The organism is Candidatus Flexifilum breve, from assembly GCF_016713355.1.
The window spans coordinates 19,154-32,404 of the sequence record NZ_JADJPI010000023.1 but is presented as its reverse complement, the minus strand read 5'-3'; the positions used below and the strand labels follow the sequence as shown (position 1 = coordinate 32,404).

Here is a 13,251-nt window from a genome sequence, read left to right as displayed (position 1 = left end):
TGCCACCGCGGCAGAAACCGACGAACAGATCAGTGCAGGCAAAGCGCTTAACGAAGGTGAGTAGGCAGTCTTACAAGCCCTCGAACTGCTGCCCCGTGACCATGACAGCATTGTCTGGATCAGGGCAACCAACCGAAAAACTGGGTGATGGACAGTGGATCGGGCATATCCGCAAACGCCTGCGTTTGCTGGACGATGCTGCGCGCAAACGAAGGAGGTGGCATGCCGTACGCTCATTCGACGTGACCGATTTGATGCGCCGCTCTGACATCGCCATTCTTCATCAGGAACGCTAGAAAAACCGGACATAGCGTTCATATTTGAGAGAGGAGATATGAACGGTATGTAGAATAATTTTTATGTGTCCGTCTTTGGTTCGCGCTTGGGGCCGTCAACCTTTGCTTCCTTTCAGCCGACGGGTACGGTGACCGTACACACCGGCGAATAGTGCAGGCGATCCCCTTCAATGCGATACGTCCCGGGAGCCGCCTCCCAGATGATGTAGAAACGCCGCACGTAGCGGTCATCGGTGGTGCCGAGGCGAAGCGGTTCGCTGGCTTGTGCCCGGTACGTGCGGGAGCCGATGCGAATGCGCCCCGGATCGATCTGGGCGGCGTCGCGCGCTTCGCCAAAGTTGTCGAAGGCCGGGGGTGTGAATTGGATGGTAACCCGCTGCCCGGCCCGCAGCGGCCCGTTGATCGGTTCACACGTCTCTAACGAGAGCGTATTGGTTCCCGGCGGACGCACATTATCGACGAAGGGGAGTTCGGCGCACAATCCGCTGACCGCGACCCGGTCGGCACGCAGCCAACTGCCGCTGCGTAACTGCCACCACACGTAACCATCGGGATCGGTCGTTTGCAGCAGCGGATCGACCCGCTCCCCGGTTTGGAGGCTGGCGACCACCTCGTAGAAATCGCCGGGGCCGCCATACAGATCCGCGAAGCGCTGCACGGTGCGGCGGCAGGTCGTGTCCTCGGTCGCGCGGACTTCCGGCGTGACCACCGCTTCCACCTGTGACTGAATATAGGCTGCGCGGGCCGCGGCGATCCCCTCGGTGGAGAGCGGCTCGGCGACTGTGACGCGCGTTGGCAGGTTAGCGACGGGCAACCCATTCACGATGGCTGGGGCATACGGCGCAGCGGCGCTGATAGTTTCCCCGATGGCGGTGCTGTAGGTTCCGGCGGGCAAAAATCCCTCCACCTCGCCTGCGCTGACCAGCCCCAGCCCGTTCAGCGCATAGACGGTAAGCGCCCCATCCGCCGTGAGAAAGAAGGTTCCGGCGAGGGTTAGGTTGACGCCGTTGACACGCAGTCGGACGGGTTGTTCGACATTCGGCGTTTGCAGGAGTAGGCCGGAGGTGAGCGCCCCGCCGCAAAACGCCGTCGCGTCGCTGTGGAGCGTGAACCGCGCGAACGGCCGCTCAATGATCGAGGCGCCATCGGCGACCGCCAGTGCGCTGACCGAGCCACTCACAGTCACCAGTTCGGCTGCGATCCAGCCATATTCATCTGTATTGGGAATTTGTGTGCGCAGCCACGCGCCCTCAGCGGTGCGCCCGCTGACGACCACCCTTCGTTAACGCCCAGGCGGGCGAGAATCTCCCCGGAGGCTTCCGGCGTTTGGCGAAGGTTGAGCGTACCGAGCGAGAGCGCGTTCAGCGTGACCAGCGGCGGAATCAGGTTGGTCAGTTCGGCGTTCCCGAACAGCATCAGCCACCCAGCGCGCTCCTGCAGCGTGGGCAAATCGGCGCGGATGGTCAAGTGGGCGATGCCGAGTTCATCCCCAGTGGAAGTGACGCGCAGCTCGTGGATCGTGTCGGCGGGCGCGCGGTCGCCGGGGAGTGCCGGGGCTATCTCCGCGGCGAACGTGCCCACCTGCGCGCTGCCATTGCCGACGCACACGCTTTCGCCTTGCAGTCCGTAACAGGTCGAGGACGCCCGCGCCAAATCGATCAGCACCGCGGGCGGGCACGTGGGTACGTCTTGTCCGAAAGCCGGGGATACAAGCAGGAGGAGCACTAGCACACTGAGCAGGAATGGGTTTAGCTTCATCATATCCCCCTTGATCCGATGACCGCAGCTACTGCTAGACTACCGCAAATTTCCCCAGCGTAGGTCAAGCGTCATGGTCGGCGGCGGAAATCGTATGGTAAGCGCCGCATCGATTTCCCGCATAATGAGGGTAGTCGGCGCACACGGGAGTAGCCCATGAAGCAAAAGTGGCTGCTGGTTCTGTTCCTCCTCTTATTATCCGCTGTTGGCATCACCTGGGCCCAATCCGGCCCGCCGCCGGAGGTGTTTGTCCCCTACCGGCAGATCGGCGAGCTGCGACCCTTCGGTGTGCAGTATGATCCCCACTTTGATCGGTTCGTGTGGGTCGACCGCGATGGGCGATTGGTGCTCGTCGATGCCGCCACTTACACCGTGCAGCATGTCCTGTATGCATCGGGCGCGTTTAACGCCTACCGCTTCAGTCATGACGGGACGCTGCTGGCGCTGGCCATTGACCGCCGCGTCGAACTGTGGGACACGGCAGGCGGCGAACGCCGGGCGGTCTTTGAGCCGAGCGGAGCGAATCTGGTGCAGGGTCGCCTGCACTTCACGAGCGATGATTCGTGGCTGCTGCTGGACACCGTGGTGCCCGCGCCGCCGGAAACCCGGCGCAGCGAAAATGACACCAGCATCATCCCGTGGCTGTGGGATGTCAACGCGGCGCTGGAGCGCGCGCCTTCGCGCGTGGCCAATGGCGAAATCGCGCAGCCATTTTTCAACTTCCGCAATGGGCTGGTCGTTGGCGCGAACTCCTTTCTGATCGCGGGGCTGCCGGGGCGCTTGCAGGTGTTAGACGGGCGCGATAATGACTTCCCGGTCACCGCCGAAATCCTGTCCTCCCGCTTCGAACGCGACCCAATCACGGTGTGGGAGAGCGCAACGGATGAGTTGATGTATGTCGATCCGGTGCTCGACAACGTGCTCGCGCAGGTGAACACGCGCACCGGAACAGTGTTCAATGTGCCGCTCGGACGCGATCTGAGTCAGGCCAACCTCGCCGATTTAGCGGACTTCACCCTGAGCGACAATGCGCGTACCCTGTGCGGGATCGGGTTACAGCACGAGACGTCGCTGCTGCGGCTGATTTTCGGGGATAACTATGGGTCATATCAGGGTGGCGATCCGCTCACGGTGACGCTGCTCGACGTGCTGCAGCCCATGACCATGGAGGCAGATCGCGGCGCGCTGCTCGTATCGACCTTTAACGAAACGCGCGGACGCGGCGTGATCGAACTGCTGCGTCCAGTGGATATTTCGGCACTGGCGCTCAGCCCGGATCGCGCGCATCTGCTGGTGCGGCGGGCGTCCGGCACCCAACCCGTCGAGGTGTATGGCCTCGACTCGTGCGCGCTGGAACAGATCATCTATCCGACCGAACCCGATCCCGGTGGCGGCTTGCTGGCCTATAACGCGACGGGCAATGTCATCCTCGCCGACTTCGAGCGCTTTGACGCGGCGACGGGCGAACGCTTGGCGGGCGTGCCGACCTATACCACGCCCTTCGATTACTACGTGTTCAGCGCCGACAACCGCAGCCTGATCACCCTGCGCGGCGGCGAATGGCTGCGCTGGGATATCGAAACCGGCCGCATCGCCGAGCGCAAGTCGATTGCGCTGCACGGCGAGGTGCTGGCGGTCACGCCGGATCAGAGCCGCTACCTGACGCGCGCCGATGCGGCGGACGGGATCACGCTGGAAATTGTCGACATTCGCGCTGACCAGCGCCGCCCGCTCACGATCCCCTACCCGACCGACGGCAGCATCGAGCAGATCATCCCGTCGGACGACTGGGAAAATGCGCTGGTGGTCTATGGTCTGAACCCGACGAGCCAGCATTACCCCGGCAACGCGATTGCCGTGTACAACTTTGATCGCGGTCAGCTGATCTATGCGGCGGGGGATGATCTGCCGCAGCCCGAAGACCGCGCTTACGGGTGGTTGGATGCGCGCACCGTCTATATCAGCAGCTTCAATACAGAGTATCGGTCACAGCCGGAGCGCATTCACGGGATTGAGTACCATACATCCGGCTTGCCCGCCTGCTTGGTCGCGGCGTTCCCTGATGATTGGATGCGCTGGCAGCCCGTATGGGAAAACCTCACACTGACGCTGCGCGCGGACAGTTTGAATCGGCTGGCGGCGCGCATGTGCGCGGCGCTGCCCGCCGCGGCGAGTGAAGTGATCGCCGCGCTGACGCCGACGCCGCGCGCAACCTATGCGTCGCTGGCGACGCCCGCCGCTTACGTGATCCCCGGCGTGCCGACGTGCCTGACCCGCGCCTTCCCCGGCCAATCGGTGGATTACGCAGCGCTGTGGCGCGAGATGACCGTCGATCTGACGGCAGAAGCAATCGCCACTCTGGAAACGATGCTGTGCGAAGGGCTGATCACGTCGTTGAGCGGCATTGAGCCAACAGCGACCGTCAACCCGAATATGCTGGTACCCCCCACGGCGACTCCGGTCGATGCTGCGCCCGAATCGGTGGAAGGGGCTGACCGGTATCGCCCGGACGTGATCGCCATCGACATTCTGACCAGCAATCGCACACGCGGTGATTATTTACCACCGCACAGCAGTTCCACGCCCGGTTTGGACCGCGACCTCCTCAGCGAACTGTGGCTCAACCAATTCGGTACGTATCTGGGCGAGCGCGCGGTCAGCGCGGATGGGACTCTGCTGGCGGTACGCGATCCGAACGGCTTCGTGCAAATCTACCGCCTCACGCGCTCGTACAACGACTTCATCGCAGATGAGTTGAATGCCATGGCCACGCGCGCCGCGGGCGGCGGCCCGTCCATCGGTCTCCTCCCGACGGCGACGCTGCCCTTCGATCCGATTGGGGAGATTCGCCCCACGCTCACGCCGACTATCACGCCGACTCCGCCGCCACTGCCATCCGCGACCGCTGTCGGGTCGCAGGTGGGCACCGTCGAGGATGTGTGTCCGGCGCGGACATTGAGCACGCTAGACGCGCTCCCGCCCGGTTTCGCCCCGCCGGGACGCATCTTTGCCGCGCCACCACCCGAAACGTTCGATGCGGTGTGGGTGCTCAACCCGAGCACGGGTGACTTCCATCCCGATAACACCATCCCGCGCTGCCACCTGGATGGGTCATGCTATCTGTCGCCGAATGGCGCGTGGATGGTGTATCAGGCGGATGGCGTGCTGGTCGCGCAGCCGGACGGCTCGGCGGCGCGCACGCTGTTCCCGTTGGAAGCCGCGAACTACTTTCCGGAGGCCTATGCGTGGGCAGGTTCGACGCTGATCCTGCGCCGCCGGGAATGGCAGCCGGATGAACGCGATCCGGTCATGGTACTGCGCGACTTTGACCCGACGACCGGGCTGGTCTCCGCGCCCTATCGCCTCGATCCCCCTGTGGAGATCGCCGGACTGCCGACGACCGAACTCGCGTGGCAGCCCGGCGGCACGCTGGCGCTGGTCAGCACACCTTACGGGATCGGCGGGGCGAAATACTATCTGTATGACGCGGTGAGCGGGACGGCGGCCTATTTCGCCCGCAGCGACGATAGTTCGCTGTGGTATGAGTGGCGTCCCGATGGCGGCGCGCTCTACTACCATGTGAGCGGAACAGGCGCGCAGTGGAATGTCTTTGACGTGCGTACCGGGGAACATGCTGTCCTCGGGGAAGCGCTGCCGGGTGGGACGTGGTCGCCGGACGGTCGCTATCGCGTCGAGGCCACCTATCTGCCGACCGATGAAGTGCGGGCACAGGTCGCGGCGGGTGATCTGCCGCCGCAGTTCCAAATCTGGGATAGTCACACTGGGGTCATGCGACGCTTCTGCGTGCCGGAAAGCGGCTTGTCCAGCAATGCGCCGCTGGATTTCACGTGGTCGCCGGATGGCCGCTATTTGGCCTTCGTCGTATATCTGCCACCGCAGGGCGACGCGCCGAATCCGACGGGCACACCGGGTGAACCGCCACCCACCGCCACGCCCGTCCCGTTGGAGCAGCAGTACCAGTTCAGCGCGCCCCGCACCATCATCATGGATACACAGACGGGGCAAGCGGTCGTCGTGCAGACCGGAATCAGCGATCTGCTGCTGTGGACGGAGGGCGGAGAATGATCACGCGAATGCAGATGCGCTTTCACCACGGACGGCAATTCACAGCTCTGCTGATTGTCGTGCTCCTGCTGGGCGTTGTGCCGTTCGCCTCAGCGCAGGAGACCGTGCTCGCCTATGTGACCACGCAGGATTTCGTCGCGCTGCGCCATGGACCGGGACGCGCCTTCGAGCGGATCACAGTTGTGCCGCCGGAGGTGACGCTCCCGGCCTATGGGCGCTCGTCCGACACGCAGTGGATTCAAGTCGAGTATGAGGGACAGCGTGGGTGGATCGCCTCGATTCTGCTCGTGTGGAGCGGCGATGTGATCAACCTACCCGTCGACGGCGTCGACCCGGAACCGTTCATCCGCCGCGCCGCGGCGCTGGGCATGACCACGCGCGAAACGCCCATCTACCCCGCGTTCACGCACATGCTGCCGCAGTATCAGGTCGGCACGATTCCGGAAGGCGTGGCGCTGGAACTGACCGGACGCGTCGGCGAAACGGGCTACTTCCGCTTTCAGGTGCGCTACGAGGGCCAACTGTACTGGGTGGGCTCGTGGGACATCCGGCTGATCGATGGCGACTATCACCGCCTGCTCGATCTGGCCTATCTGTTCCCCTATGGCCGACTCGTGCAGTCGCTTGAGGAAAACCTCGCGTTCTCGCTGAGCAGCTACACGCGCATTCTCAGCGTCTGGCAGCGCTTACAGCGCGGCGACCGCGTCGCCTGTGACCCACTCCCGACGTATGTCGAACGCACACTCACCGACGGCGATGTGCTGAAAGAACCGCTGTTCGCGCCCGTCATCGTCCCGCTCGACAACGCCGTGACCGCCATCAACCGGACGATCAGCGTCTTCGAAGACGCCTGTACTACGCCGGGCTACACGCTTACGCCGGAGACCGTCAATACCCAGCTTGCCGAACTCGCCAGCGCCCAGCGCAGCCTGATCCTCGCCGGATCACTGCTCGAACCGCTGCGCGCGCGTAATCCGCTGTTGGACAGCGGGACTTAACCGACCTCATTCGAAGGAGACGCTTGAACCATGAAACGCCTGTCTGTGCTGTTCATCATCGTCACTGTGCTGCTGCTCGTCGTCCCGGCCTTCGCGCAGGACGCCACGCCGACGCCGCTCCCGCCCGAACCGATCCCCGACTGCCCGACGTTCGAAGCCGAACCAACGGACATCCGTGTCGGCTACTACATGGGGCAAGGGAGCGCTTATCTGGCGACTAGTCAGTTGATCGAGGCCAAAATCGCGTTCGCCTGCGTGGTCGAAGTCATCGAGCCGAGCTACATCGCCGGATGGATGGGGCGCGCCGAAACCTACTTCCATCTGCGCGAGTTTGTCCGCGCGCAGTACGACTACAACACCGCGCTGGATTACGACCCCAATTTGAAAGAAGCATTCAACAATCGCGGCGTGGTCTTCGCGGCGCAGTACGATTTTGCCCGCGCCGAAGCGGATTTTCAGCGCGCCGTCGAACTGGACGGCAATTATCTGGTTGCCATCAGCAATCTGGCGATGATTCGCGCGGCGCAGGGCGATTACAGCGGCGCGCTCAGAGTGCTGGAAGACGCGGTGGTCGCCTCGGGCATTGACGGCGTGATCGCGGAGTACGCCGACCCGGAACGCCCCGACAACGCCACGCCGATCCCGTTCGACCCGCTGGCGGCGCGCTTGTACGCGCTGCTCGGCATCATCAGCGAGGCGCAGGCGCGCGATCAGTTTAACGCCTACCTCTACCTGTACAACGAATCGCAGCAGTTCCCGGATCAGCGCATTGCCGATGTGGCCGGGGCGCTCGACTCGCGCTTCACGTTTGATCTACGCTTGGACGATGGATCGTGGCTGATCCTCGACGATTTCCTGTCGTGAGGGCGATCATGGGACGTCTGCTGCTGGTGCTGCTGTGCGCGCTCATTCCCTTAGGCGCGGTCGGGGCGCAGGCTGAGGTGGAATGCGCCCCACCGCCCGCCGGAATCAGCGTGGCGTATTCGTATTACGTCGGCCTGGGGGATGCGCAGTTGGCGCGTCAAGCCTATGCCGCCGCTGTCGTGCACTATACCTGCGCGCTCCAGCTCGATCCGGGCTATGCGCCCGCTTACGCGCGCCGGGGCTACGCGCAGATTAACCTGGGCGACGGCGACGCGGCCATGAACGACTACAACCGCGCGCTGGAACTGGATGAAGCGCTGGTGGAAGGCTACATCAACCGCGGCGCGCTGTATGTGCAGTTGGGCAATTTCGGGCTGGCGATCGGCGATTTTACGCTGGCGGCGCAGCTCGACCCGACCAGCGTGTCGGCGCTGAACAACCGCGCAATCGTCCACGCCATTGAGGGCAATTACGCCGAGGCAATTGTCGATCTGGAAGCAGCCATCGCGCTGGATCCGGACGTCGCGCACCCGTATGCGACGCTGGCGGCGGTCTATTCGGCATTGGCGGCGGAAAACTATCAGCGTTTTGTCGCCGTGAGCGGATCGGTGGCGCGCTTGCCCGCCGGGACACCGCCCGAAGTGCTGGTCGCCATCGACGACAGCCTGCGCAATGGCAATTACACGTTCTGGCTCACGCTCGTCACACCGGGGGAGTGAGGTCGCCATGAAACCGCTTGTAGTGCTGCTGCTCTGCTGTGTGCTGGTGGGGGGCGTCTCCGCGCAGGATGACGGGCGCGGCGTGGTGCACACCAGCTACCGTGACGATGGCGCTTTAGCGCGCAGCTCCTGCTGCCGACGCTGTATGCGCTCGACCCGGCGACCGGACTGCCCACGGCAGCAGGTGCGGGCAATTTCGGCCTCGTGCTCAACCCGGGAGCGGGGCCGGTGCTGCACCTGCGCGACGATCTGATGTGGGGGGATGGCATGCCCGTCACCGCCTACGATGTGTTGTACAAATATGTGATCGACGCGACCACCAGCTACGCCGATGCGGACGGGCTGCACGTCTTCAACGATTTCATCGCGGGCGCACGGTTGATCGACGAGTACACGCTCGAACTGGATTTTCTCGATCAAACGTGCGCCGCGCCCGCCCGCGTGAATCAAGCGCTGCCACTGGCTCACGTACGCGCGCCAGACTTTCGCGCGTTCGTGGACGCGGTCGGCACTCCCGACGAACTGCTGACGCTTCCTGAATGGATCGCCGCGTATCGCGCTTATTTCGCTGACCGTGTCCCGCGGTCTACGCCCACGCTGCCCCTACCGGGTACACCGTTTCAACTGGTGGAGGCGCAGTCTGATGAGGGGCTGCGGTTAGTTTCCGGCGATCTGGCCGTCGTCTTTTCGCCGGCTCCGGTGGGCATACCCCCGGTCGAACGCTTCCTCACGGGGCAGACCAATCTACTGCTCGACGTACCGTACGACCGCCGCACTGACGTACGCGCCGCGCGTGACGTTCAGATCGCCGAAATGCCCGGTGGCTCGTGGGATATGCTGCTGTTCAACCTCGCCGACCCCACGCGCCCCCGCGACGCCTTTGACGAAGATGGGGCGCGGCGCGATCAGGGACAGCACCCGCTGTTCGGCGATCTGCGCGTGCGGCGGGCGGTGCAGTTGGCGATCAACGTGGACGAGGTAATCGAGAGTGCGTTTCATGGGAACGCCACGCCGATGGCCGCCAACTACCCGCCGACCTCGTGGGCGTCTGATCCTGACCTTGCGCCGCTCGGTTATGATCCCACCGAGGCCGAGCGCCTGCTCGATGAGGCGGGGTGGGTCGATGTAGACGGTGATGGCGTTCGCAACTGCTACCACTGCCTCTACGGGACTGAAGGCATGGACTTCTATTTTATGATCGGCCTTGACCCGCAGCTGAGCCAGGCGAGCAGCTATGCCGCCGCGGAGTCGGTCAGCCGCCAACTGCGGCGTGTGGGGATTGCAGCTCAGATCTCGGAGGCGCCCAGCGCCAGCCTGCAGGAATTTGACGCCTACTGGTTCACGTTTGGGGCAGAAACCGCGCTCAACCGCGATCCGGATCAGGCGGCGCTGTGGTCGACGGCGGCGGATGTGGTGGACTCAGCGGGCAATCCCGGGTCGTATTCCAATCCGCGCGTCGATGCACTGCTCGAACAAGCGCGGACGCTCGCCGGTTGTGATGTCGAGCAGCGGGCGGCGCTGTACCGCGAAGTCTCGGCGCTCTTGCAGGCCGATCAGCCCGCGGTGTGGCTGTATGCACAGCATGAGTTCTACGCCGCGCGGGGCATCGAGAATTTCGCGCCCTATCCCGATAATCCCCTGTGGAATGTGACGACGTGGAGGGTGCATCCGTGAACAACCTGCTCCGTTTCAGCCTCATGGTTGTGCTACTCACACTGGTCTCGCTTCCCGCCCACGCGCAAACCGATTTCGTGGGCGTGGTGCGCGTTGAAAGCGCCTTTGCGCGCGCCCTACCCGCCTTTGACGCCGAACCACTCGCGTCGGTGTTTGACGACGAACGGCTGGAAGTCATCAGCCGCAACCTTGACGGCTCGTGGTTTGAGGTGCGCCGACCGGGGCGCTTCAACACGCTCGGTTGGGTCTTCGAAGGCATCATGGACTGGGATTTCCAGCCCGAACTGCTTCCGCTGGGCGACTTCACAACGGGCGTGGTCGGCCCCTACCCGCTGACCCAGTCCACGGATGACGCCATTTACGTCAACGAAGGCGCGTATCTGCGCGAACAACCACTGCGCCGCGCCCGGATGATCATGGAACTCCCGGCGCTGATCACGATTCCAGTGCTTGGGCGCAATCAGGATGGCTCGTGGGTGTTCGTCAACTACCTCGGCTACCAGGGGTGGATGATCGCATTTGCGGGGCGACCGATCCCGAATTGGCTGCGCATCCCCATGCCGCCCAATCTGCCCCCGCTGGAAACGCCGCCCGTCGTGACCATCCCGGTTGAGCTGCAGCAGGCGCAAATCGACCGCCTGCGCGCGTTCATCCACGAGCGCTATGCGCTGGCGGCGGGGCTCGAGACGTTCTGGTGGCGCGTGTTTCGCGGAGAGATTATGCCGTGTGCGGCGCCGCCAGAAATCGTCGACTACCCCTACGGTGAAGCCGATGTGCGCGAACTGCCGGAACTGGGGCGTTACGCACCGGAGGTCGCTCAAGCCGTCACTTACCTGAACCGCGCCCGCGAACCGCTGCTGCACTGTGGCATCGTCGGCCCGGAGGTGACGATTGCCGCGCGCAACGCCGCGATCAACGCGCGGGTAGTGTTCGATGCGACACTCGAACGGCTGCAAATTCTGGAAGAAGAGGTCGTGCAGGTGCGCCGCTGACGAGTAGCGCGGCGTCAACACAGCTTCGGGCGATCCGTTGGATCGCCCGAATGATTGTGTGAGTCTAGCCGCGCCACGGGGTCGGGGACGGCGTGGGCGTGAAGGTGGCGGTCGGGATCGGGGTCGGGGTGTAGATGCCCGTATAGGGTTTTTCAAACGTCCCGCCCGTCTGCAACAAACACACCTGCTGCCAGTTGTAGCGGTAGCTCGAATTTGTCCAGTACGGCGCGACGCGCCACGTGTACGTGCCCATCTCCCACGGTAAATCGCTCAGGATGATGCGTGACTGGGGCTGGGTGCTGTCGAAGGCGCGGCGGTCACCCGTCGGCGAAATGACGATCACGCTGTAGACGTTCGCTCCCGTCAGCGCGGGGAACGTCACCGCCAATGCGGTATCGCCCGCCATGAAATTCCCCGTCAAGGTGAACTGTCCCTGCCACTGCGAACACAGATCTTCCGAGAGATCGAAGCTGTCCGGCACACGTCCGTTGGCATCGCGCGGGAGCAGTCGTCCGGTCGGCGGGATGGAGTTGAAGGCGACACTGGTGCGCAGCAGGCGGGCGTAAATCCACGCCAAGCCGTCGCCGTATTCGACTTGCAGCCACTGCCGGCCATCCCAGCGCGTCAAAAAATCGCCCGCGCGTCCGACGACCACCAGCGATGTATCGCGCGGGATGCGCCCGATTGTAGGATAGGCGAAATCCGGACCCGCGCGCACCTCCGCCTGATCGACCGTCACCAGCGCATAAATGGAATTGATGGGCGGTTCCTGGGCGCGGAGGGCAGCGCTTCCGGCAACCGCCAGCAGCAGGATGAACAGGGCCAGCAGCGGAATGATGCTTCTCATGGGAGTCCTCTCGCAGCGAATCAGCACATCTGCTTCCATTATAGGGGTGAGGAAGGGACACGCCGACTTGACGCTCGCCCCACGGTTGAACACTGACACGCAGATGGTCGCTTGAGCGCGACTGAGGCCGATCCCGAAATTCCAGACCACTCGGGTTATGAAGGGAAGAGACCCGGACAGTGTCGCGGTAGTTAGCCAACAGGAAACAAACAGCCGCTTTATTGTCCTCGCTGGTGAGTAATCGTCAGCTCTGGGGTTATGCGAGACACTTTCGCACTCTCGGTTACCCTCCATGCCCATATCCATCCCGTCACAATGCCAGTGTCCCATCCCCATAGCATCCACGTGATACCAGCAGTTACTTTCGACACTGACCTTGTCAACGATGGCAATATTAACGACGACGAGGACAATCCCGGCGTTACTGATCTGGAAATTACCTTGCACACTGACGAAACTGCCGGGCTGCACGGTTTGCAGCAGGGGATCGTTGGACCCGAGCTGAACAGAAATGGCGTTAACGACCTGAATATTTCCGTCGAGGCCAACAGTCGCGCGATTGTCCGCCGCGGGGGCGCTGCTGGTGAACGAAATCACGCGGCTGAAGCAAGCGGTAACCGCATAGAGGAGTGTACTCGTGTGAGCTGGTGTCGAAACACAGCCCACATGGTGTGATTATTCGTCTTTGTCTGAATCAGCGTTCTATCCGAGATGCCAGCAGGCACAGTGCGACCTGTCTCAATTCGCTTCATTATTCCTAATTCCTAAGTGCTCCGTCCGACAAGTCTTCGAAAATGATGATGTTTTTCCGTAGGGGCGCACCTGTGTGCGCCCTCAGGCGGGCAGACACATCGGTCTGCCCGACGACTTGAATCTTTTGCGGGATGAAGCACTAAAGTAGGTCTCAAACAATCCCGAATGGGGCCCCCCGCTACCCCTACCTGACTTTGCGGGATGAAGCACTAAGCTAGGGTCCGAAATACGACATAACAGGCCAAGGCAGGCCGATCGCTACGT

At 63.2% G+C, this 13,251-nt stretch carries 11 protein-coding genes; 8 read left to right on the top strand and 3 right to left on the bottom strand.

Features of this window, described 5'->3' with window-relative positions; translation table 11 throughout:
• Positions 1–408 precede the first annotated feature (408 nt).
• Positions 409–1,572, bottom strand: coding sequence for a hypothetical protein (locus IPK17_RS19900; protein ID WP_343419447.1), 1,164 nt, complete (start codon positions 1,570–1,572; stop codon positions 409–411).
• Positions 1,479–2,057, bottom strand: a complete 579-nt coding sequence (locus IPK17_RS19895; RefSeq protein ID WP_343419446.1) for a hypothetical protein — start codon at positions 2,055–2,057, stop codon at positions 1,479–1,481. Before IPK17_RS19895 ends, IPK17_RS19900 begins: the two co-directional genes overlap by 94 nt.
• Before the next feature lie 153 nt (positions 2,058–2,210).
• Here IPK17_RS19895 and IPK17_RS19890 point away from each other — a divergent pair, with 153 nt between their 5' ends.
• From IPK17_RS19890 to IPK17_RS19860, 7 genes are read left to right on the top strand one after another with little or no spacing between them, the layout of a single operon-like run.
• Positions 2,211–6,140, top strand: a complete 3,930-nt coding sequence (locus IPK17_RS19890) for a hypothetical protein (protein WP_343419445.1) — start codon at positions 2,211–2,213, stop codon at positions 6,138–6,140.
• The gene (locus IPK17_RS19885) at positions 6,137–7,138 is read left to right on the top strand and encodes an SH3 domain-containing protein (RefSeq protein ID WP_343419444.1); all 1,002 of its coding nucleotides are present in this window, start codon (positions 6,137–6,139) and stop codon (positions 7,136–7,138) included. Before IPK17_RS19890 ends, IPK17_RS19885 begins: the two co-directional genes overlap by 4 nt.
• Before the next feature lie 30 nt (positions 7,139–7,168).
• Positions 7,169–8,002 (top strand): tetratricopeptide repeat protein, encoded by an 834-nt coding sequence (locus IPK17_RS19880; RefSeq protein WP_343419443.1) that lies wholly within the window; start codon positions 7,169–7,171, stop codon positions 8,000–8,002.
• A gap of 8 nt (positions 8,003–8,010) precedes the next feature.
• On the top strand, positions 8,011–8,721 hold the full coding sequence (locus IPK17_RS19875) for a tetratricopeptide repeat protein (RefSeq protein ID WP_343419442.1): 711 nt from the start codon (positions 8,011–8,013) through the stop codon (positions 8,719–8,721).
• A 7-nt stretch (positions 8,722–8,728) separates the two neighbouring features.
• A complete protein-coding gene (locus tag IPK17_RS19870) occupies positions 8,729–8,974 on the top strand; it encodes a hypothetical protein (RefSeq protein ID WP_343419441.1) in 246 nt (81 codons plus the stop codon).
• Positions 8,950–10,395, top strand: a complete 1,446-nt coding sequence (locus IPK17_RS19865) for an ABC transporter substrate-binding protein (RefSeq protein WP_343419440.1) — start codon at positions 8,950–8,952, stop codon at positions 10,393–10,395. Before IPK17_RS19870 ends, IPK17_RS19865 begins: the two co-directional genes overlap by 25 nt.
• Positions 10,392–11,387 (top strand): hypothetical protein, encoded by a 996-nt coding sequence (locus IPK17_RS19860; RefSeq protein WP_343419439.1) that lies wholly within the window; start codon positions 10,392–10,394, stop codon positions 11,385–11,387. Before IPK17_RS19865 ends, IPK17_RS19860 begins: the two co-directional genes overlap by 4 nt.
• A 64-nt stretch (positions 11,388–11,451) precedes the next feature.
• Here IPK17_RS19860 and IPK17_RS19855 read toward each other — a convergent pair whose 3' ends face one another.
• Positions 11,452–12,234: an SH3 domain-containing protein gene (locus IPK17_RS19855; RefSeq protein WP_343419438.1), complete on the bottom strand. Its 783-nt coding sequence runs from the start codon at positions 12,232–12,234 to the stop codon at positions 11,452–11,454.
• 345 nt (positions 12,235–12,579) lie between these two features.
• Here IPK17_RS19855 and IPK17_RS19850 point away from each other — a divergent pair, with 345 nt between their 5' ends.
• Positions 12,580–12,909, top strand: a complete 330-nt coding sequence (locus tag IPK17_RS19850) for a hypothetical protein (RefSeq protein WP_343419437.1) — start codon at positions 12,580–12,582, stop codon at positions 12,907–12,909.
• The last annotated feature ends 342 nt before the right edge of the window (positions 12,910–13,251 follow it).

Coding starts and splice junctions, on each gene's coding strand:
- IPK17_RS19875 (WP_343419442.1), top strand. CDS start 8,011: ATGGGACGTCTGCTGCTGGTGCTGCTGTGCGCGCTCATTCCCTTAGGC.
- IPK17_RS19855 (WP_343419438.1), bottom strand. CDS start 12,234: ATGAGAAGCATCATTCCGCTGCTGGCCCTGTTCATCCTGCTGCTGGCG.
- IPK17_RS19885 (WP_343419444.1), top strand. CDS start 6,137: ATGATCACGCGAATGCAGATGCGCTTTCACCACGGACGGCAATTCACA.
- IPK17_RS19895 (WP_343419446.1), bottom strand. CDS start 2,057: ATGATGAAGCTAAACCCATTCCTGCTCAGTGTGCTAGTGCTCCTCCTG.
- IPK17_RS19880 (WP_343419443.1), top strand. CDS start 7,169: ATGAAACGCCTGTCTGTGCTGTTCATCATCGTCACTGTGCTGCTGCTC.
- IPK17_RS19890 (WP_343419445.1), top strand. CDS start 2,211: ATGAAGCAAAAGTGGCTGCTGGTTCTGTTCCTCCTCTTATTATCCGCT.
- IPK17_RS19870 (WP_343419441.1), top strand. CDS start 8,729: ATGAAACCGCTTGTAGTGCTGCTGCTCTGCTGTGTGCTGGTGGGGGGC.